Below are 21,426 nucleotides of genomic sequence, written 5' to 3' on the forward strand. Positions count from 1 at the left end.
ATTCGTAACCTTTTGGTGCTTCTACTTCCACTAAGGTATAGTTACCTATTGGCAAATCTTTTGATATCGCTTCTCCTTTTTCATCTGTTACTAACTCCCCAACTACTTTTTCATTTAAATCTGTAATATGAAACTTTGCTCCGAGCAATTTTTCATTATCATTATTACTATCAACTTTTTTTATTTTTACTTTTCCTGTACTAGGCTTGTTCCAGTGTTGCCAGTTAAATTTGAAATTGTGAAATTCAAATCCACCAGTTTGTTGTACCGCACCGACAAATGCTTGTCCATTAATTGAGCCGCCTTTTGTTTCTAATACAGCATTTGGAGCAAACACACTCCCAACAACACCATATCCCTCTGTTGTAATCTTTTTCGCGTTAGGAAAAACCCAAATCACTTTCCCGTATAGCTCAGTAAACGGTGAATTAGAAGAATAGGGTTGAGAGGTAGGAATTATATCTGTAGCCCTTCCAATATTGTTCGTATCATATAGAATGGACCCATTTTTAAATGTAACCTCTATTGCATCCGAATACATAACAATAAAATCTTTATCCTTAGCATTGGGTAAAAATACATCTCTTATATCAAAATTGATTTTCCCGGTCAATTTTGATGAAACATAAATATTAGGATTGTTTATATCTTTTCCAATACCATAACTCATATTTGGAATTGGGGTATTCGTTTTATATTGACCTGCATTTTTACTGACTTGGTTGACTATGGTGCGAAATTCATTAAATTTCGCGTCAATTTCTAGTTTTTCTTTATAAACGATACGATCATAAAAAGATTGTATAATACAATCTGGATCACTCTCTTTTGTCATTACGACTATTCCGTTTTGAATGATAAAAGATTCCTCTCTTGATTTTTTGAATTTTCCAGACAATAATAAGGATGGATATCCCTCATCACTCCATTTTTCACCTACTATATTAGATGTTCCTGCTGCAGCACCTACAATCGTATAACCTGATGCATCCATATCACCTTGAACTGCGATTGCCCCTTCAATATCGCCACCTACTGCTTTATGGTTACCAAAGACAACAGCGTTATAACGCGATATATCTCCTAGACCTTCTAAGTTTATCGTGGATCCATATACTTCTTTTGATACATATACGACAAAACTTACACATAACATTAACAAAACCATAAATGGAATACTTACCAGTTTTAATCGTAGCCTCAATTCCTTTGTTCCCACCTTTACCGTATTTTTTCTACAGTCGAATAAAGTGCACTTTTATTAGTGATCCTTCCCTACATACCTTTTTTGCTTTTCCCAAAATTTTTGGATACACTACCGATTAGCGCGGGATAGATACATTCTATCTAGTTATTTTTCTCTTATAAATTACGATCAGAAGCGTACATAACAATAGGATTGGAACTATTACCGTCCACTTATTAAACATAGATACCCCTGCACCCATTCCTTGTTTTTCTTCCTGATTGAACTCTACACGTTCACCCCGAACTAACAATCTATTGGTGTTTACTCCATAAGGCGTACACGTAATTAATGTTGTATAATCTTTATTTTCTACAATTTGTAGATCGTCCGTTTCGTGTGGTAAAACTACTTTAATTTGATCTACTTTATAAGCAAGAACTTTGTCTAAAGAGTGAATATAAAAACGGTCTCCTTCACTCAACTTATCTAAATCTGTAAATAATTTTGCTGACGGTAAACCACGATGCCCTGTTAAAATAGTGTGCGTATTTTCTCCACCTACCGGGAGCGAAGAATAATCTAAATGACCTATCCCGCGACTCAACACTTCCTCAGAGGTCCCTTGATATATTGGTAGTTTTATATTAATTTTCGATATTTCAATATACCCCATTACATCACCTAAATTTAAGGCATCGGCATACGCTTGATGATTACTTTTTTCTTCAGAAAATGGATCTGCAAATGTTTTCATGGAAGTTTGAATTTGTTTATTATATTCGGCTGCTTCTTTTTCTCTTCGTTCTATTTCTTTCTTTTGTAGTGCTTTAATCTTCTTATCGTAAGAGCTAACCTCAGAATAATGTGCACGAGTCGCCAACCAATTACTAATAGTAGGATATAAAAAAATACCTAATCCAAATAAAAAAATACCTCCTAAAACAAGATTTCGTTTCATATTTCCACCTCTGTATATACTAAAATATCGAAAAGAGGGAAGCATTTTGCTTCTCCCCTTTTCACATCAAATGGTTACATGTTCCTAAAACCTTAATTATTAGCAAACTTTTTTCTAAAGAAAACAAATGCCGCTGTAACCATTAACACAAGACCTATTACAATAAAAAGAGTCGTTCCTATACCACCCGTAACTGGAAGCATCCATCCACTTTTATTATTTTCTATCGTTAATTTAACCGATTGATTATTTTCACTAATTTTTACATCAATGGGGTCTTTTAATAATTGATAAGAAGCTGTTGTACCATCCTCTTTTGTATATGTTGGTGCTTTCGTTTCAAAAATTTGATAGTCTCCATACGGAATGTTAGTCCATTTAATAACACCATTTTCATCTGATACACCAGTGACTTCTTTTCCTGCTACAACAACTATTTTCCCATTTTTATCTTTAAGTACAAACTCTGCACCTTTTAATTTCTTTTTATTAGCACCATCAATTTTTGTTAACTCAATTATTCCAGTTGTCGGAACAACAACTACAGGTTTAGATTCCTTTTCTCCAAATACATCATTTTTATTTATAAAATCAATTTTTGCTGTATTTAAAATTTCGGAACCAGAAGCTACTCCTTCTTTTACTTGTGATTTAATTTGTAAATGAAATTCTTTTTTACCATCTAATTTTGTGAAATCTTTTACTATAGCTGTTATTTTTTGACCTTCTACAGCTACCTCAACAATGCTTGCATTTACTTCCGCTCCATCAATTTTAACGATTGGTTTTCCTTGAATCACTAATCGATTGTCCAAAGTATCTGTTACTACATATTTTCTGTATTCTTTAATGTCTTCGGGAATTATTGTTTTAATATCATAATTGTAATTAGTTAACGGATTAATTGGTAGCGCTTCCAAATTTCCGTTAATCTTTTTATCAATAGTGGGTTCTTCATAGTTTTTCACTTCTACTTTAACTACTGTACCAGAAGTAATTGTTCCATCTTCGTTAATAGTTCCGGAATTCTTTATAAAAAACTCGCGTTTAGTCGGATCTATTACATACCCTTTCGGCGCTTTTGTCTCTTGGAAATAGTATTCCCCATACTCTAATCCTTGCACGCGAATATACCCATTACCATCTGTTACTAACTCTTTTTTTACTTCCGTACCATCTTTTTTAAATAAAGAGAATACTGCACCTGCTAAAGCTTTTTCATTTGCACCAGTTTTTATTAAATCAACTGCACCACGTTTAATCTCATTTTTCGGATACATATGAACATCATAGTTTAGCACCTTACCCTCTTTATTCGTTAATGGAATATCCACTGTATACGTATTTGGATTTAGGTTAACATGTGGAGGTCCTGCCACTTCCTTCACTTCATAACGTCCTAGCGGAAGTTCTTTTAATACAGCTTGTCCATTATCATCTGTTACTACTTGAGTTGGAGTTGCTCCCATTACAGGTTTCACATCTTCTTTTACGATTTTCCCATCGTTTGAAATTTTTTCAAACGATGCAACCCTTTTCACTTCAAACGTTACACCTTTTAACGGTTTCGCATTTGTTGGCACCTCTTGATTTGCAAAGCCGTCACCTTCTAGTCCTGGTGCTCCATCTTTTTCTTGTTCATATTTATGAATCGTTAAAGTACCTTTGGATGGTGACGCTGCCTTTACTAATACACTAGACCATGTAGAAAATGTTAAGAAAAACATTAAAAGCACACTAAATATTTTTTTCATTTCTCTTATCCCCCTTTACTACTTCTATCATTTTAAAAATCTCTTAATTACTATTACCTTCTTGAAAGCAATAGTGTGCCAAGTATCAGATCTAAACAAATAACATAAAACCTAGCCGACCAACAATCCATTGTTTACAATCACTTATTCACTCTTCTTCTTTTCTATTATTACGTTGTCTCTCCGTATGATAAATGTAGTTCTCTCCCATAAATTACACTTATATCCCTACTTCAAAAATCGTTACATATTAACTTTCATCGCTAAATTTCATTAAATACTTTGCGTCAATCCATTAATCTCTCCTTTCCTATCCCTATTTAAAATTCAATTTTAATCATTTTTTGATACATATAAGCAATAACAAGCAAATAAGTGTGACGATTCATATTTTACGTTACTCTTTAAAACTATTACCTGTATATTCAAATAATATGTGCTATTCATGTTAAATTATGGTATTATTCTTAGAAGTTTATAATTTTTATAGATAAAGTTTTTCCGTTTCTACTTTTGAAAAAAGGAATATGTAATCATTCAACTATTACGCACAACTGTAAGGAGGAAGAATATGACTAAAAAGCTCAGTCTAGTCGAGATAGAGTACATTTGTAATATGTTTTTCCAATCTTTTGAAATTCCAGTTTGTTTTTTAGATTGTAACAAAAATATTCTTATAGAGTTTACATCAAAAAATGATTCACATTCGTGGTATGCACCAAACATAGAGCAGTTACATGTGCTTTTACAGAAAAATGATTCGTATAATTTCCCAATCTTCAGAACTCACTATCATTTAGGGCACTTTATTTTAATTCACATAAAAAGTGATTACATGGTGAACGGTACTGTTATTATTGGGCCCTTAACACAGGTAAATTTTTCTACAAGTAAAACGGATAGTAACCTTAATTTTATTGCTAATTATAAAAAAACAATTAACCATTATTTTTCATTGTCAATCAAAGATCAAAATTTCTTTGTAAATATAGCAATATTATTCTATAACATTCTCTATAAAAAAATTTCAGATGTAAGTACCTTTTCAAATAACAGTGACTCATTTCATATAAGTCATAGCAGAATCTTAAATGAAGATATATATTTTTCAATGCAAAAAGACGAATCTATTTGTCATAACTTGTATATAGAACAACAACTACTTGGAGCTATAGAAAACGGGGATAAAGAAACCGTACTCAAATATTATTACGAGTTCCAACAAGAGACTCTTTCATCTTTATCTTCATTTCATCAATTAAGACGTCATAAAAACATTTGTATTTCATCCATCACACTTGCTACTAGATATGCTATAAAAGGAGGACTTCCTTCCGGGATTGCTTACAAGATTTACGATTTATACATTCAAAAGACAGAAGATTTAAAAGAAATAGAATCCGTTTGGGATTTATTAAGAAATGTTTTCTGTGCTTTTGCAGACCGTGTAAAAGTACAAAAAGTACAGCAACATTCAAAGACTATTTCTATTTGTAAAAACTACATTTTCAAAAATATTTACAATCAAATATCTATTAAACAAATTGCTAAATTTGCAAATGTGAATTCAGATTATTTATCTATATTATTCAAAAAAGAAGTCGGTATATCATTAATTGAGTACATTCAACGTGAACGAATTGAAGAAGCGAAGAAATTATTAACTTTCACAACCTATCCCTTATCAGACATATGTGCTTCGCTTAATTTTAGTGATCAAAGCTATTTCACTAAAATTTTTAAAAAATTCACCAACGAAACACCTGGTAAATACCGACAATCTCATGTTGTCATATAGAGTGAAATTTCAATTAAAACAAAGTGTTTTCAGTAACTTATCAATAGAAGTTTAGAATAAGTCCCGCATTCATGACCTTTTGGGTTTAGGCTATTTATAAATCAAAAAAACACGTTACTATTCTTTTATTTTAATGAGAATAGTAACGTGTTTTATATGTAATGTAGTTCTTTAGACACAATAGCATCCCAGCGCAAAGTTTTATAGAAACCAAATACACCACTTAACTATTAAAATATTATTAAGTAAAAAATCCATCTAATAATTATTGTGTGAGAAATAATCCCTACTATTATTTTTGTATCTTTCTAAATTTACGAGCCAAAGTGAGTACTGTACCTACAATAACCATCCATAAACCCATTGTTGTACTGTTAGTTGTACTAGCCCCCGTGTGGGGAAGCTCTTTATATGTAGATTCATTTTTATCAGAATTACTGTTGTTCGGGATATTACTGTTATTAGCAAGACCATTAGCTTTTCCAGTGTCATTATCTTTTACAAATACTTTTTGTATTGTATTTACTTCATTACCTACAGAATCTCTGACACTATATTTTATTTCAAAAGTATCAGTTCTAGAGGTATCTACAGTTCCTTCATACGTGACTTTAGAAGTAAGATCACCATCCTCTTTATCAGTAGCTGATACACCTACCATTGGATTGAATTCATCTCCCTTAGTAATTGTAGTTGTAGAAGGTACTTTTAGTATTGGTATGTCATTCTTAACTTCTTCTCTACCTGTGACTGTTACAGTTTGTTTCGCAATTTCTTCATGGCCTTTAGAATTTGTAACTGTATACGTTACTATGTAAGTACCGACTTTAGAGGTATCTACTTCCCCCTCAACTTTTACTTTAGAAGTAAGATCGCCGTCTTCTTTATCAATAGCTTTTACTTTTGCCATCGGATCGAATGATTCTCCTACAGTAATTATCGCTGCAATAGGAACTGTTAATGTAGGTTTTAGATTTGATGTTTTTCCATTTCCCTCTACAATTACAGTCTGTGTTACCGTTACTTTCCCACCTTGAGAATTAACAACAGAGTACTCCACAATGTATTTGCCTGGTTTAGAAGTGTCTACATCACCTTTATGTTCTACTCGATTTGTTAAATCACCATCTTCTTTATCAATAGCTTTTATATTGCTCATCGGGTCAAACGTATCACCGACACGTAGTGTAATTGTTGGCGGTACTGTTAGCTCTGGGACTTGGTTTGCCTCAGTTTTTTCGTTTTCTTTCACTGTTCCTTTAATTTTTGCTGCATCAAAAGCTTTTTGGACCGTTTCAACCTCAATGGAATTTGCCCCATATTTATTTGTTGCAACTTTAAGACACGCTAATCTTAATTCAGAGAAATTAGAAGTCATGTTCAATTCATCAGTATTTGCATAATAGAAAATATCAAACATTTTATCTTCACCAATACCATTTACAGTTACACCGTTATGAGTACCACCTTGTGCAATTAAATATGCGACTTTATTAATAATACTTGAATTAAAATGAACGCCCTCATTATCCTCTCCGTTTAAATCACTGAATTTACTATAATCATCCGGATACGGTACTCCATCAAAAAATTTGACTGAAGATGGATCTTTCATATTACGGAGAACGGATCCACTTTGTTCTCCTATTGTCCAATTAAATTCTCCATTATTTACATATTTCTCAATAGCCGTTCCCATAATATCAGATAATGCCTCGTTAATTGCCCCGGATTCTCCAAAAAATTCAAGATTAGATTCACTAGATGTAACCGCATGTGTAAATTCATGGCCCGCTATGTCAAACGCTCTAACCATTGGATCACCATATATAAGCATACTAACATTGTTAATATTAGCGCTAAATGCATTCCCCCAATTTTTAGGATCATTTGTTTCTCCTGAATCCCATGCATGTACAACTGAAACTACTTTTTTCCCGTTATTATCAAAACTATTACGCTTATATTTGTCTTTATAAAAATCATATACGTTTGTCGCTAAGAAATGAGCACTTACCGCTTTTGGGTCATTAAATGTTGTTGATGTGCTAGTTGCTAATATACCAGGATAATATTTATCTTCAAAAGTAATATCTCTATAATTTACATCGTACGTCTCAATTCCTTGCCCTCTTGTGTAATCGGCAAGCGCATACTTCCCGTTACTTTGTTCAGAAATACCAAATGTACGAGTTATTCCTAAATCATCTTTTCCAGTCCCGGTTAATGATTTAAAATTACTTTTTTTACTCTCCTGAATAGCTTCAACACGCTCTTCACTTACTTTTAAATCTGACTCTTGCACCATATTTTTCAACATATCACCACTATGAGCATCCACTAAATAAGTTCCAGATACATAGTTTGGTGTGGCAGCTGCAAATGTAACTTGATATGCATTTGTAGCCTGCCCACGATTTTCATCAACAAAAATAACTTCCTTAACTTCTGCCTCAGAAATAAATTGAATATCATTTCCGTACTTCGTATAAATAAATTCCTTTGCTTCTTCTTTTGATAAATTAATAGGATTCTTTAAATCTTCTTTTTCTAAGTTTTGTGCACTTTCCCCTGAAACACTTTTAATAATACCCTTTTTATCTACATGAGCAGTCAATTGGTGTCCATATACTTCTTTTCCTTCATATATTTGTTGCATACGCAAAAGTGTCGTCCCATCATATGAACTACGTTTTTGAAGAACCTTGTAATCTACCCCTTTGTCTCCACTAACTTGTTTTGGAGACAAAGCATGCTCCGTCTTTTCCTTAAGTGCATCTTTCACTACATTCTCTGGCGTCTTTTGTGATGGTTGTGTAAGTTCACCGGTACGAAACGAATCCTCTTGAACATCAACTTGCATTTGAACCGTTTCCTCTGCATAACCTACTCCATATGGTGTCACAGTTGTTAAGGCCAATCCTGTTATTAAAGCAACTATAGCTATTTCTTTTTTATTATTCATGTTATTTTCCTCGTATAATTTTTTAAAATATGAAACTGCTAAAATTCATACAATTTATTCCTAGCATAAAAAGATGACTTCTGTAATCAACAAAAGCCATCTCTTCAATATGTAATATCCCTAATATATTTTTAATGCATAATTTCTATATAAAAAGAAGAAACATTCTTTAACGAGCATTTTGTAAAACTTTTATTAGGTCATTTATATTTTCAACTTTCTGCTGAAACTGATCAAACCTGCTATGTAACAATGAAGGATTTTTATCTTCAGTTGAAATAACTAGTTTTAATTCCTGTTCTAATATATCATATGTATCAAAAAAATTATCAAATTCTACACTTACAAGTTCTTCATTTTCACGATAAAATCTTCTTGCTTCTATATAAGTCATATATGATTTATTTAAAAATCCTAATGAAACTAAATATTTAGAAGTGTTTTCTTGATAAATAGCAATATCACATGCTATTTTCATATCAGAATAAGTCTTTTGAACGAAACAATGCAACTCAACAATCTTAAGCTTTAATCCGTTATTCATTTTATCCCCTCCCATCCTATCTATTCTACATAAAAAAAGAATATTATACAAAGTAAAATATCAGTATAGTACAAAAATAAAAAGCGAAAGAATAACTTCTTTCGCTTTTTACAGTAATACATACATTTCATATTGTGCTAACGAATTCTTTTCAAATCCAGTTTTCTTTAAAAATCCTTCTAGTAAATTGTTGTTTGGAAACCCAATTGATAAACTTGACACATTTAAGTTTTCTCTTGCCACTTGTAATAATCTTGATCCAATACCACGATTTCTATAGTCTTTGTCTACGAAAAAAAAACTAATTTTACCTTGTTCATTCATACATATTGAACCTTTTAAATCATTATCGACATATGCGCCATAAAATGTATGATTTGTTTTTTCAATATAATCCATATCATTTTGCCAATTTATATGGAAGTATAACCATTTTTGAACTTCAACTTTGAAAGCTGCAAATTCTAATTGTTTTACTTCAATTCCGTTACAGTCTTTAGTTATTATTTTAGTCATATCTTTTAAATTATAATAAGATAGATCATATACTTTTTCATAGCCTAATTTATTATAAAAACGAATCGCCCGGTCATTACCTACAATGACTTCAAGGAAAAGTTGCTTACACTCATTTTGAATCGCCTCTTCTTTATGTAATTCAAATAACTTTTGGCTCACACCAATACCGCGATACTTAGGGTGAATAGCTAATGTTCCACAACGCATTGTTTTTATACTTTCATAAATCTTAATACCACCAAGTATTACACCAACTGGTTTGTCACCGTCTACAGCAAGAAACGAGTGTTCTAACGAATTCCCTTCAGCTCCAAAAAATCTTTTTATAAAATCTTCTTTTGAAACTTCCATCTTAATAATATAATCTGAAAACCCATCCCTAAAAGCTTCATACACTAAATCTATATTTATCTCACTGCATCTTTTATATTGAATCATATAAAATTATCCCCCACTTACTCGTGTTAAACTAATGTTCAAATATATAAGATCTACTAGTCACATCATACTTTAATTTTGAATTCTACTGCTTAATTTGAAATGAACGGACACTTCCCTACATATCTGTCACTATTAATTTGTTTTATAACAAATGGTGCAATATCACTATTTTGAATTTTGATTCCTGGCATATCTACTAAACTCTCGTTTATACGTCCAATACCATTTCCCTCTATAACAAATGGTAATCTAACAATTGTCCAATCTACTTCACTACTTTGGATAATTTGTAATTCTTTATATTTATCTTACATCATTTTTGATAAAAAAATTTTAAATAAGGTAGCTCCTATTTTATTTACAATTCCCTTTTGATCTCCTGTAACATTTAAAGAGCCTCCGGAAATTACAATATATCTTTTTATTTCAAACTCCTTCATTGCTTCTAAAATATGCTTCGTTACTGTGCTAAAAATATAAGATTCATTTTTGGGTTGACCTACTGCATTAATTACAGCTCCACACCCTTTAAGTAATTTGCGTATTGAAGCAAAATCACGTGCATCTCCATTAATGATCTCTATATTTTCATTTGTTATTTTGATATTATTAGAATTTCTTGTTAATATTTTTACTTGATACCCCTTATCTAGCGCTTCTTTTACAAGGAATTTCCCCGCTTTTCCGTTTGCACCCAAAATAGCTATTTTATTTGTACTTTCCAATATTAACCCCTCTTACTATCTATGATTTACTACATTAATCTCATATACACGTAAAAAAGCAATTAAATGCTCACACGCTCGTTCACATGCTAACATTTTAAAGATTTTTTGTTCCTCTTTCGTTTTATCATTCGCTTGATCTGAAGCAGCTTTTAAACATAGAAAAGGTTTGTTATTGATTTGGCACACATAAGCAAAAGCTGCCACTTCTTGATCAACCGCTAATGCTCCATATACAGTATGGAGTAAATATCTCATTTCTGAACTACGAATACGTTGATCTCCAGATAAAAATGTACCATAATGAATCGGATCATATGATCGTATCTTTTTTATTCTTCTTACAAGCCACTTTGTTGTTTCAATAGGTGCTGTCCTACCATTATATAAATTAAAAACATCTTCCCCCGAACCGGCAGCAGTAACATCGTGTTGTATTGCATTAAGAGCTACTACAATATGTCCATTTTTCACCTTATTTGATAGACTTCCACATATTCCTGTCATAAACAACTCATCTGGCTGAAACTCACTAATTAATAATTGTACACAACTTGCACAGCTTACTTTCCCAACTCCAGTTATAACTGAAATAATTTCCAGATCATTTATAGTATGAAAATGAAATTCCCAAGCTGCTCTTTTTTCAATACGTTTACTTGGATAATATTGATGCAAATACGTAAGTTCAGGTTCCCAAGCTGCTACAATTGCAATACGTTTCATTACACGCTTCACTTCCCCTATTGTTATCATGTAAATACTTTATCTATCCTCTCTCGTTCATAATCTGGAATCCACTCTTTATATTTCTCATATAAAGTGAAACTTTAATCAGCCCTCACCAATCGGACTTTTATGGGCAGCCCGATCTCCACCTAACTTCTTTGTTTTCGCTGAATTTTGAGGTGGGGGTCTTACTGCCCATTAAAGCGGGATAAACTTCGTATTGTTTCTTTATTCTTCGTAATTACTTCACTTCCTCTATCATCATACATAAACATAATAATATCTTTTGTTATATTTATGAGAAATACATCTGGATAAGAAGTTTCTTTTTTCGTCCAAAACGAGGAAAACGATTTGGAAAACCTTTATAATTCGGTGTTTAAATAGGTCGCTTATGCTTTATATCACCAGTGAACCATTTTAATGAAAATTGATATGTACAATACAAAGCAACTTCTTCATCTTTAAATAAAAATGGCATTGTTTCTTGCCTTATATGATGCTTTAAGTCTCTTTTCTAAATAAATCGTCTATATATTTATTTTCTGTAGATTTTTCACATTTTCCTTTTTCAATCGATAACCATTTGTTATTAAAAACACTTTATCTTCTTTTGAAAATATATCTTCAAATAAGTGTTTATTAAATGTACGGCACTAATGTAACCCCAGAAAATCTTTGATTCATTTATTTTCTTAGCTACATTTTCATACCCTTTCTACTCTACAATTTCTTTTAACTGCCAATATGATTCTTCTAACCAAGGATGCAAAACTTTCAACTTATCTTTTCTATCCCACAAATATGAAATATATGCAAAAGCAGCATGTTCTAAAGATTTTTCTAATCCTTTTTTTACTTCTGCTAAATATGGTGGCGCTCCATTTTGATCCCATTCTATTTTATCAGCAACAAATAACACTAAATCCATTTTCGTTGCATGTTTACGTAGTGTAGTATGGCAGCAAATTGCATTCAAAATTTCTTCATCATCCACTTTAAATATCTCTTTTGCAATTACTTTCGATAACTTTTGATGAATAATCATTGGAAATTCTCGTTCTTCTTGTAATATCTCTATTCCAAATTGCTCAGCAACTACAATCCGATCTCCATTCGGAAAGATTGCACTAATATCATGTAAATATCCTGCAATTGCTGCCTTTTCTTCATTTACATGATACATAACTGCAATTTTACGAGACTCATTTGCCACTCGAATTGAATGTTTATATGTAACTTCTTTATTGTATTTTAATAGAAAAGCTTTTATATCATTTTCAATTTTTCCAGTTGGAGTAAATGAGTATATATCCTTATATAGCATCGTATATCCCCTTCTTCCTAACTTTCAATATAACGCTGTATTTAAATATCCTTTTTATTTGTATTCGTTATTAATGTTTTAATCCCTTTTTTATACGTTACATGAAATTTTATAGAGAATCATTGCTACAAAACACATAAATGTTTGATATTATAGTAATGTTAATGATTTGTAAGGAAAGGAACTACATAATGAATAAAAACATATTAATTATTGATGACGATAAAGAAATTGTTGAATTACTTGCTGTTTATTTGCGAAATGAAGGCTATAACATTTATAAAGCATACGATGGCGATGAAGCATTGCAAATGATTTCTACATATGAAGTTGACCTTATGATTTTGGATATTATGATGCCAAAACGAAACGGATTAGAAGTTTGCCAAGAGGTTCGTGAGAATAATACTGTACCTATTCTTATGTTGAGTGCAAAAGCAGAGGATATGGATAAAATATTAGGTCTTATGACTGGTGCAGACGATTATATGATTAAACCATTCAATCCATTAGAATTAGTAGCTAGAGTGAAAGCTTTACTACGAAGATCATCTTTCCAAAATGCCACTTCTTCCAAAAATGAAGATGGTATGATTCGCATTCGTTCTGCTGAAATACACAAACATAATCATACAGTTAAAGTCAATGGAGAATATATTAAGCTTACATCTATTGAATTTGATATTTTATATTTACTTGCGAGTAATACGGGGAGAGTATTTAGTTCCGAAGAAATTTTTGAACGTGTTTGGAATGAAGATGGTTATGGTTCAAATAAAACTGTAATGGTTCACATTAGTAATTTACGAGATAAACTTGAAACAGGAATGAATGGAGAGAAGTTTATTCATACCGTTTGGGGAGTAGGCTATAAAATTGAGAAATGAAGCATTTGATATATTAAAAGATATCCCAAAGTGGAAGTTAATTTTTTGGTTCATGTTAGCTATCACACTTACCCCTATTACTGAATTAATTATATATCGTCTTGTTACAAGTGTAATTGAAAGTTCACTTACATTAAGCGAACTCGGCAAAGAGTTCATTAGAATTTTTGGTTATGAAAAATATAAAGGAATAAAAGAATCTCTTTGGATGATGATCGTCTCTTATTTATTTTTATTTTCGATTTTCTCATCTTACCTATACATTTTTTACCGTCATGAAAGAAAGCTTTACTATGAAACTTGCATTAAAAAAATGATAGAAGAGATTCGTTATATTGCAAATGGAAACTTCAATCATAAAGTTTCTATCGTAAACCATAATTATTTGGAAGAGTTAGCAAGCGGGGTTAATCAAATTGTTGAACAATTGAAAGTCTCAATTGATGAAGAAAGACAGGCAGAACAAGCAAAAAGTGAATTGATTACAAATGTATCACATGATTTACGCACTCCTCTTACCTCTATAGTTGGATACGTGAATTTAATCCACCATGATAATTATAGAGATGAAGTGGAATTACGTCATTATATACAAGTCATTTACGATAAAGTAACCCGTCTTAATGCATTAATGAATGATTTGTTTGAATATACACGTGTTCAAAATAAAGAATTAAGTTTATATTCTGTCCCTATTGATATTGTGGAGCTTCTTGGACAATTAACAGTTCAATTTCGAATACAGCTTCAAGAGGCTAATATTGATTGTCGCCCCTTTTTTCCATCAAAGAAGCTAATGGTATTAGCTGATGGAGACAAATTAGTGCGCGTATTTGAAAATCTAATTATTAATGCTATCGCTTACGGTAACGATGGTGATTATATTGATATTACTGCTTATGAAAGTAATAATATGATTGCAATCGATATAACCAATTACGGTCAACCTATTCCAAGTACCGATTTACCTCATATTTTTGAACGTTTTTATCGCGTTGAGAAATCGCGCTCTACAAACACTGGTGGATCTGGACTCGGATTGGCAATTGCAAAAAGTATTGTCGAATTGCATAAAGGAACAATTGAAGTGTATAGTGATGACAAAAAAACAACATTCACTGTAAAACTACAACCATATAAATGTTAATACAGCTTAATTTCAGGTCCAATTTCTTACGATATAAGAAATTGGACCTTTTATTTTCCATTAACATCCAAAATTTAATAATCCTTTATAATTCTTTAGAAATTCTTTACCTTTTCTTTCTTCCTAATTAAGCATTCCTTTTTACAATATTATTATCGATGTCATAATAGGAGGATCGCTTATGCAATTCTTAAAAAAATTCGCAATTTTATTATTATCTTTTGTTATTACTGCATTTATCGTTTTATATTTTTATCTTTATGTAAATGGCCCAATTATTCAAGCTAAATCAGCTATTTTAATAGATGCTCATTCAGGTGAAGTTGTTTATACAAAAAATGAAAAAACTCCTATACAATCGGCTACTTTATCTAAATTAATGACAGAATATATCGCACTAGAACAACTGAATGAAGGAAATATACAGTTAGATGAAGTCGTAAAAATAAGTAACGAAGTTTTCCAAGCAGAAACGAGTCCTATACAAGTAACTTCGAAAGATAAAACGACGGTTCGTGATTTACTACATGCATTGTTATTGACAGGGAATAATCGTTCCGCACTTGCCCTTGCAGAACATATCGCTGGAAACGAAGATAATTTTACACAGTTAATGAATGAAAAAGCAAAACGCCTAAAGTTTTCACAACCATCTCCGTTTCTAAACGCTACTGGAATGAATAACGATACAAATAAACTTGCAACTACAACAGCAATTGAAGTTGCTAAACTAGCAACAGAATTAGTAACAGACTTTCCAGATATACTGAACATTACAAAACTAACCTCTTACCAGTTCTCCTTCAAAGATACGAAAGTTTTCAACACCAATAAAATGATATATTCCCTTAATAAAAACATTAAACTCCAAGGTGTTGATGGCTTACAAACTAATTTTTCAACTAATGGTAATTATAGTTTTGTCAGTACCGCAAAACGAGGAGATACTAGACTTATTTCAGTAATATTAGACGCCGAAAATGAAAACAGTACTTTTATTGAAACAAAAAAGTTACTTCAGTACGGCTTTGATCCTTCTTCTTACTCTGCACTCCAAGCGTTCAAAGATGCTGTTACATCTTGGGCAGTTTTGCTTCAGTTTAAAAATTTGATTATACAAACATTGTTGATTTTCTTCATTATAACAATTTTAATGTTCTTACATATACGTCAGAAAAAATCCGAGGATTTCAACTAGGAAATCTTCTTATATATATAAAAACGGCTTGTATTTACAATGCAAGCCGTTTTCTAAATCTATAGTCCTCTCTCCCAATTAAATTCGCTGAAACAGGCTGGAGATTTAACTCCCTCGCCCATATAGATAACTGACCGATATGATGAATTTCATGTACAATTACGTGCCTTAAGACCTCACCATATGTATATGTTTTATCTGTCCACGAAGCTTTTAATAGCTTACATTCTAAGTTAGCTGACCATACTTGTAAAAAATCTTCTAATTCTTTTTTATATAAATCAGATAACACTTTCACTTTTTTAATTGATTGATAATCCTTAAACTGCGGTTCACTATCTTCTTTCCCTTGAATTGCACTAATCCAGCTATACTCAACATCAACAATATGAAATAATGTTGCTAAAATACTTCCAACACCACCAACACGTTTGCGGAGTAATTCTTCCGCTGAAAGTTGCTCACACCACTTAAACCAATCATCTCTTACTTGCCAATTGTATTGAAGTAAAGTGTACATATTTATCCCTCCCCTACCTCAATTATCCATTTAACAGCATCTATAATATAATGTGGCTCGTCTTTTTGAATATAGTGACCACTTTGTTCTGCAATTACAAACTTATTATTGCTCGATAATCGTAATAATTCTTCTTGAAATTGTAATGATTTTCATTTTTTTACTCATATTTCCTCTCCATACCCTTTTAGTTAACATAATAAAATTATAGAAAATAATTATTTTTTAACGCTCCATTCATATTCTAACATACTCATTTCCCATAAATTCCAATACGTTTCCCCTACTTTTTTTGATTCTCTTAATAAACCTTCTTTAACAAATCCTATTTTTTCATAGCATGATATAGCTGACGTATTAAAATCAAAAACACCAAGAGTTACTCTATGTAGTTTTAATTCTTCAAATGCAATATGAAGAACTGCTTTCATCATATGTTTCCCTATAGAACGTCCTCTCATTTCCGTATCACCAACTAGCACTTTTCCAATCCTTGCAGACTTATTTATGTTGTCTATTCGCCCAAGTGAAATATGACCAATTACTTTTCCGCTCTCTTCATCTATTACTTTAAATGCAAGCGTATTTGCGCTTTCTATATATTTTTCTAATTGTTTTTCATTTAAGGGATATGCAAATGCATTTCCTGACCATTGTATTAAAAATTCTTCGGAATGGATCCAGTTCATTAATTGTTTAAAATCGTTTCTTTTAAAGGGTTCTAGTTTAATCATTTCCATACTCCTTATCATGCCCGATAATTTTCACCTAGCTCTTTTCCAATTGAAAAATAATGTCTGAAATTATAAAACAATGGTTTCCATTTTAATGGATCAATATGATTTTCACTTTTAATGATCTCGTTATGTGCATGAACATGAACAACTTCAGTTTCAACAATTGCAAAGAAAGGTGCATATTCTGGAATATGTATTTCCTTCACTTTTGCTTCAATTTGTATTGGGCACTCCACTATTCGCTGTGGCTGTATTTTGGTTGAATCGATTAAAGTGAAATCACATACTGATACCTTGTCTTTTTTATATGTATATCCCATGTCTTGCTTAAAATTAGGAACATTTTCCACACCAGTAAATGGTGCAATTTTCTCAACTTGTTCCCATTGTAATGAAGAAGGTAAATTTACTACACATTCTTTATTAATTTCAAGATTTTGAATCGCTTTTCCTCCAAGACCTATCCCTAAAATAATATAATTCCCTAAAGCCCATGAAGATGACATAGGACTAACATTTGTTGTACCGTCCTCATTCAAAGTAGATAATAAAAAAATTGGCATACCATAATATAAAATCTTCGGTTGTATCTCTTTACATACAAACTTATTTATTTTTAAATCCATATTATCACTCCTAATATTTTCTATAAATCTATTGTAACTAATAAAAACTTCCATTATCATCGAAATATGGATGTAAAAAGGAGGGAATAAGATGAGTACAAATATTGCACGAATGGCATCGTTACTTAGTGATGCATCTCGATCCGCTATCTTAGTTCATCTTATGGACGGACGACCTCACCCTGCAACTGAACTGGCTAATGCAGCAAAAATCAAACCACAAACAGCAACTTTTCACCTTAATAAATTGTTAGAAGCACAAATTATCTCCGTTGAAAAGCATGGAAGGCATCGTTATTATAAACTAGCAAATCATGAACTAGCCGATTCTTTAGAAACAATCTTCTTCATTACGCAACCCGAACCAATTCAATCGTTTAAACAAGCAAAAGAAATGAATGAAATTGAATTCGCTAGAACATGCTATGATCATTTAGCTGGAAAATTAGGCGTAGAAATCGCAAATGCATTATTAAGAAAAGAAGTATTAGTAAAAAATGAAACTGATTTTCAAGTAACTAAGATTGGTGAGAAATTCTTTTATGGTCTTGATATAGACTTAGAAAAATTACAAACTAAAAGACGAGCCTTTTCTAAATGTTGTTTAGATTGGACTGAAAGAAAACACCATATCGCAGGAGCATTAGGAAATATACTTTTAGAACGAATGCTTGAAATGAATTGGATTATAAAAGTAAAACACTCAAGAGCAATACATATTACCCCGTTAGGTCGACAAAAACTTAAAGAAGTGTTTTCAATAAAAATTTAGTTTTCATTGAAAAAGGACAAGATATTCTGTAGTCTACTAAAAAAGCCATTCACAAGAATGGCTTTTTTAGTAGACTATTTAATTATGCTTTATTTGCTATATCCACACCGTTAAAATCAAACTCAGCAGTAACTGTTGTAACAGGCGGGAAAATTGCTTCAATTTTGCAAATTGAGATAATTACCCCAACTGAACCAGGAATAGCAGCAAGCTTAACGACGTCACAACTTACAGATGAAACAGTACCTACATAAGTACGTCCCTCTGTGTTAATTTGTACTGTACGATTAATTAATTTCTTAAGCTCGTCTCTAATTCCTTGTACACAAGAGTCATCACATTTTTCATTTTGTTCTTTTTTACACTCTTCGAAAACATCCCAACAATCATCCTGTTTACATGTACACTTCTTTTTACAATTATTAAATCGAGAACCCAAAATCTCACCCCCTAATCATTTCTATTAATATAGTATGTCCACTAACTTTAAAGTGTACGAGGCAAAAACATAGAAAGGAAAAAACAAACACATGTACTAAATTATCCTGTATATATAAAAACTGACCTCTAACAATTAGAGGTCAGTTCACCTTATACATGCTTTAATTTTATAATTTACTAGACTGCAATCCCTGAATAAACGGAACTACCTCAGGATTTACAAGTGATGATAAATCGCCTAATTCTTTTCCTAAATAAGCGGCTTTAATGACGCGTCGCATTACTTTAGAATTACGTGTTTTCGGTAAATCTTCTACAACGTGAATATCTTTTGGACATAATGCTTTTCCAATATGAGAGTTTACTAAACTCATTAATTCTTTCTTTAATTCTTCAGTAAATGTTACATTATCTCTTAATACTACAAAACAATGACAAACTTCACCTTTTACATCATCTGGTACACCAATCGCGGCAGCTTCTATGACATCATTATGCTTTACAAGAATTGATTCATATTCAGCAGGTCCAATACGTTTCCCAGCAATGTTTAACGTATCATCCGAGCGTCCTGTAATAATATATTGCTCACCATCGTAAACAACCCAGTCACCATGAACCCATTTATTTTCAAAACGTGACCAATATGTGTTCACATAACGCTCATCGTCTTCCCAGAAACTTTTCGTCATACCAACCCAAGGTTTCTCTAAACATAATTCTCCAACTTCATCACGAATCGGATTGCCTTGATCATCGAGCACAACCGCTGCCATTCCTGGTAAAGAAGCGTTAAAGCTAATCGGTGCAATTGGTTTAATAAGGACGTTCCCGAAAATCCCACCAGAAATTTCAGTCCCGCCTGAATAGTTACAAATTGGTACATTACTTTTTCCAACTGTTTCAAATAGCCACATCCAAGGATCTGGATTCCAAGGCTCACCTGTTGAAGCAAATACTTCTAAACTCTTGAGTGAATGTTTATTTACATACTTATCACCTTTTGCCCTTAACGCACGAATTAATGTTGGTGATATACCGAGATGTGTAATTTCATATTTATCAACTGTCTCCCATAAACGATCTGCTTCTGGGAAGTCCGGAACACCTTCATACATAACCATCGTTGCTCCATTAATGAGAGAGCCAAATAATAAAAATGGTCCCATCATCCATCCCATATCAGTTACCCATAATACGCGGTCACCTTGTTTGATATTCATTCCAAATCCCGCATCAAAAGCTGCTTTTAAAGGAAATCCAGCATGAGTGTGTACTGTCCCTTTCGGTTTTCCAGTAGTACCTGATGTATAAATGAGCATTAATGGATCATCACTATGCATTTCTTCAGCATGTACAAATGGTTTTTCTTTTTCTAATGTACTCCATGAGAAATCATAATTATGCGGTGTAAAATCATTTCCTGCATGACGCACGATAACAACTTTTTCAACAGTTGGACAATGCTCACAAGCTTTATCTACTTCATCTTTTAATGAAACAATTTTACCTCGGCGTGAAAAACCATCTGCAGTAATAATCATTTTAGACCCTGCCGCTTGTACACGTGTCATGACTGCATCAGATGCAAATCCTGAGAATATTGGTGAAATAATTGCTCCGATCTTCATAACCGCTAGCATCGCAACAACGGTTTCTGGAATCATCGGCATATAAATTGTGACACGATCACCTTTTTCAATACCCGCATGTTTCAAACCGTTTGCAACGCGACTTACCCAGCTATCAAGCTCCTCATATGTAAATGATTTTGAAGTTCCATTTTCCCCTTCATACTGAAGTGCTGGTTGTGTCCTCGTTTCATCATCTGCAAGCCAGCGTGATAAAACCGATTCTACAACATTACATGTTCCGCCATTATACCACTGTGCAAATGGCGTACCATTTTCTAAATCTAGCACTTCTGTATAAGGTTTCATCCATTGATAGCCAACTGCTTTCTCAGCTTCTCCCCAAAACCAAGCTGTTTCTTCGATTGACTTATTATAAAACGTTTCATAATCTTCATAGCCCAATGATTTCATCCAACCATATAAACGCGTTTTTTCTTTATACTCTTCTGTTGGAAACCAAACTGCTTGTTTCAATGTTTTCCCCTCCTTGACTTTTTGAGCAAGAAAGCCCTAAA

General features: G+C 32.2%; 18 protein-coding genes and 3 pseudogenes. 5 read left to right on the plus strand and 16 right to left on the minus strand.

Translation table 11 applies throughout. From position 1 onward, the window contains the following. From ACTFRN_RS21395 to ACTFRN_RS21405, 3 genes are all read right to left on the minus strand, one after another. Positions 1-1,204: collagen-binding domain-containing protein (locus tag ACTFRN_RS21395; protein ID WP_440038493.1), on the minus strand; the 1,204-nt coding region annotated here is incomplete at its 3' end. A 139-nt stretch (positions 1,205-1,343) separates the two neighbouring features. After that, the gene (locus ACTFRN_RS21400) at positions 1,344-2,147 is read right to left on the minus strand and encodes a class C sortase (RefSeq protein ID WP_074568372.1); all 804 of its coding nucleotides are present in this window, start codon (positions 2,145-2,147) and stop codon (positions 1,344-1,346) included. A 92-nt stretch (positions 2,148-2,239) separates the two neighbouring features. Next, complete coding sequence (locus ACTFRN_RS21405; protein WP_088106776.1) at positions 2,240-3,901, minus strand: SpaA isopeptide-forming pilin-related protein; 1,662 nt, start codon at positions 3,899-3,901, stop codon at positions 2,240-2,242. Between the two features lie 571 nt (positions 3,902-4,472). Here ACTFRN_RS21405 and ACTFRN_RS21410 point away from each other — a divergent pair. Then, complete coding sequence (locus tag ACTFRN_RS21410; protein ID WP_049122813.1) at positions 4,473-5,699, plus strand: AraC family transcriptional regulator; 1,227 nt, start codon at positions 4,473-4,475, stop codon at positions 5,697-5,699. Positions 5,700-5,991: 292 nt separating this feature from the next. On the opposite strand, the gene ACTFRN_RS21415 is transcribed toward ACTFRN_RS21410, so the two are convergent. The 7 genes and pseudogenes from ACTFRN_RS21415 to yqeK form a co-directional block, all read right to left on the minus strand. After that, a complete protein-coding gene (locus tag ACTFRN_RS21415) occupies positions 5,992-8,664 on the minus strand; it encodes a M4 family metallopeptidase (RefSeq protein ID WP_074568373.1) in 2,673 nt (890 codons plus the stop codon). Positions 8,665-8,833: 169 nt separating this feature from the next. Next, positions 8,834-9,208 (minus strand): hypothetical protein, encoded by a 375-nt coding sequence (locus ACTFRN_RS21420; protein ID WP_049114040.1) that lies wholly within the window; start codon positions 9,206-9,208, stop codon positions 8,834-8,836. Between the two features lie 108 nt (positions 9,209-9,316). Continuing rightward, on the minus strand, positions 9,317-10,165 hold the full coding sequence (locus ACTFRN_RS21425) for a GNAT family N-acetyltransferase (RefSeq protein ID WP_074568374.1): 849 nt from the start codon (positions 10,163-10,165) through the stop codon (positions 9,317-9,319). A 92-nt stretch (positions 10,166-10,257) separates the two neighbouring features. Beyond that, a pseudogene (locus tag ACTFRN_RS21430) lies at positions 10,258-10,893 on the minus strand (SDR family oxidoreductase). 15 nt (positions 10,894-10,908) lie between these two features. Beyond that, the gene (locus ACTFRN_RS21435; protein WP_116733359.1) at positions 10,909-11,646 is read right to left on the minus strand and encodes a phosphorylase family protein; all 738 of its coding nucleotides are present in this window, start codon (positions 11,644-11,646) and stop codon (positions 10,909-10,911) included. A gap of 164 nt (positions 11,647-11,810) precedes the next feature. Continuing rightward, a pseudogene (locus ACTFRN_RS21440) lies at positions 11,811-12,272 on the minus strand (DUF3885 domain-containing protein); the annotation flags it as partial. 68 nt (positions 12,273-12,340) lie between these two features. Further along, positions 12,341-12,949, minus strand: a complete 609-nt coding sequence (gene yqeK, locus ACTFRN_RS21445; RefSeq protein ID WP_000965863.1) for a bis(5'-nucleosyl)-tetraphosphatase (symmetrical) YqeK — start codon at positions 12,947-12,949, stop codon at positions 12,341-12,343. A gap of 191 nt (positions 12,950-13,140) precedes the next feature. Here yqeK and ACTFRN_RS21450 point away from each other — a divergent pair, with 191 nt between their 5' ends. From ACTFRN_RS21450 to ACTFRN_RS21460, 3 genes are all read left to right on the plus strand, one after another. Further along, on the plus strand, positions 13,141-13,836 hold the full coding sequence (locus ACTFRN_RS21450; protein ID WP_001038817.1) for a response regulator transcription factor: 696 nt from the start codon (positions 13,141-13,143) through the stop codon (positions 13,834-13,836). Continuing rightward, on the plus strand, positions 13,826-14,983 hold the full coding sequence (locus tag ACTFRN_RS21455; RefSeq protein WP_001243288.1) for a sensor histidine kinase: 1,158 nt from the start codon (positions 13,826-13,828) through the stop codon (positions 14,981-14,983). Before ACTFRN_RS21450 ends, ACTFRN_RS21455 begins: the two co-directional genes overlap by 11 nt. Positions 14,984-15,164: 181 nt before the next feature. Then, positions 15,165-16,181, plus strand: a complete 1,017-nt coding sequence (locus ACTFRN_RS21460; protein ID WP_001160062.1) for a D-alanyl-D-alanine carboxypeptidase family protein — start codon at positions 15,165-15,167, stop codon at positions 16,179-16,181. A 34-nt stretch (positions 16,182-16,215) separates the two neighbouring features. Here the strand turns inward: ACTFRN_RS21460 and ACTFRN_RS21465 are convergent, their stop codons facing one another. The 4 genes and pseudogenes from ACTFRN_RS21465 to ACTFRN_RS21480 form a co-directional block, all read right to left on the minus strand. Then, on the minus strand, positions 16,216-16,701 hold the full coding sequence (locus tag ACTFRN_RS21465; RefSeq protein WP_014893709.1) for a DinB family protein: 486 nt from the start codon (positions 16,699-16,701) through the stop codon (positions 16,216-16,218). Between the two features lie 2 nt (positions 16,702-16,703). Next, positions 16,704-16,853, minus strand: a pseudogene (locus ACTFRN_RS21470) (alpha/beta hydrolase); the annotation flags it as partial. A gap of 66 nt (positions 16,854-16,919) precedes the next feature. Beyond that, entirely contained in the window at positions 16,920-17,441 is a 522-nt protein-coding gene (locus ACTFRN_RS21475) for a GNAT family N-acetyltransferase (protein ID WP_080120884.1), read from the minus strand. Between the two features lie 8 nt (positions 17,442-17,449). After that, entirely contained in the window at positions 17,450-18,064 is a 615-nt protein-coding gene (locus ACTFRN_RS21480; protein WP_014893710.1) for a flavin reductase family protein, read from the minus strand. Between the two features lie 91 nt (positions 18,065-18,155). Between ACTFRN_RS21480 and ACTFRN_RS21485 the strand changes: the two genes are divergently transcribed. Then, the gene (locus ACTFRN_RS21485) at positions 18,156-18,836 is read left to right on the plus strand and encodes an ArsR/SmtB family transcription factor (RefSeq protein ID WP_000106145.1); all 681 of its coding nucleotides are present in this window, start codon (positions 18,156-18,158) and stop codon (positions 18,834-18,836) included. An 82-nt stretch (positions 18,837-18,918) separates the two neighbouring features. Here the strand turns inward: ACTFRN_RS21485 and ACTFRN_RS21490 are convergent, their stop codons facing one another. Together ACTFRN_RS21490 and ACTFRN_RS21495 are read right to left on the minus strand one after the other, a co-directional pair. Next, positions 18,919-19,275 (minus strand): hypothetical protein, encoded by a 357-nt coding sequence (locus tag ACTFRN_RS21490; RefSeq protein WP_041184526.1) that lies wholly within the window; start codon positions 19,273-19,275, stop codon positions 18,919-18,921. A 169-nt stretch (positions 19,276-19,444) separates the two neighbouring features. After that, positions 19,445-21,385 carry an AMP-binding protein gene (locus tag ACTFRN_RS21495; RefSeq protein ID WP_088106777.1) on the minus strand — a complete coding sequence of 647 codons (1,941 nt, stop codon included), beginning with the start codon at positions 21,383-21,385 and terminating at the stop codon, positions 19,445-19,447. Positions 21,386-21,426 lie beyond the last annotated feature (41 nt).

Source organism: Bacillus cereus group sp. MYBK245-2, from assembly GCF_051916145.1.
In the GTDB taxonomy this organism is placed as follows: domain Bacteria; phylum Bacillota; class Bacilli; order Bacillales; family Bacillaceae_G; genus Bacillus_A; species Bacillus_A pacificus.

Excerpts from the sequence above, each read along its gene's own strand:
- ACTFRN_RS21400 (WP_074568372.1), bottom strand. The coding sequence starts at position 2,147 with ATGAAACGAAATCTTGTTTTAGGAGGTATTTTTTTATTTGGATTAGGT.
- yqeK (WP_000965863.1), bottom strand. The coding sequence starts at position 12,949 with ATGCTATATAAGGATATATACTCATTTACTCCAACTGGAAAAATTGAA.
- ACTFRN_RS21410 (WP_049122813.1), top strand. The coding sequence starts at position 4,473 with ATGACTAAAAAGCTCAGTCTAGTCGAGATAGAGTACATTTGTAATATG.
- ACTFRN_RS21405 (WP_088106776.1), bottom strand. The coding sequence starts at position 3,901 with ATGAAAAAAATATTTAGTGTGCTTTTAATGTTTTTCTTAACATTTTCT.
- ACTFRN_RS21425 (WP_074568374.1), bottom strand. The coding sequence starts at position 10,165 with ATGATTCAATATAAAAGATGCAGTGAGATAAATATAGATTTAGTGTAT.
- ACTFRN_RS21415 (WP_074568373.1), bottom strand. The coding sequence starts at position 8,664 with ATGAATAATAAAAAAGAAATAGCTATAGTTGCTTTAATAACAGGATTG.
- ACTFRN_RS21460 (WP_001160062.1), top strand. The coding sequence starts at position 15,165 with ATGCAATTCTTAAAAAAATTCGCAATTTTATTATTATCTTTTGTTATT.
- ACTFRN_RS21420 (WP_049114040.1), bottom strand. The coding sequence starts at position 9,208 with ATGAATAACGGATTAAAGCTTAAGATTGTTGAGTTGCATTGTTTCGTT.
- ACTFRN_RS21465 (WP_014893709.1), bottom strand. The coding sequence starts at position 16,701 with ATGTACACTTTACTTCAATACAATTGGCAAGTAAGAGATGATTGGTTT.
- ACTFRN_RS21450 (WP_001038817.1), top strand. The coding sequence starts at position 13,141 with ATGAATAAAAACATATTAATTATTGATGACGATAAAGAAATTGTTGAA.
- ACTFRN_RS21480 (WP_014893710.1), bottom strand. The coding sequence starts at position 18,064 with ATGGATTTAAAAATAAATAAGTTTGTATGTAAAGAGATACAACCGAAG.
- ACTFRN_RS21475 (WP_080120884.1), bottom strand. The coding sequence starts at position 17,441 with ATGGAAATGATTAAACTAGAACCCTTTAAAAGAAACGATTTTAAACAA.
- ACTFRN_RS21485 (WP_000106145.1), top strand. The coding sequence starts at position 18,156 with ATGAGTACAAATATTGCACGAATGGCATCGTTACTTAGTGATGCATCT.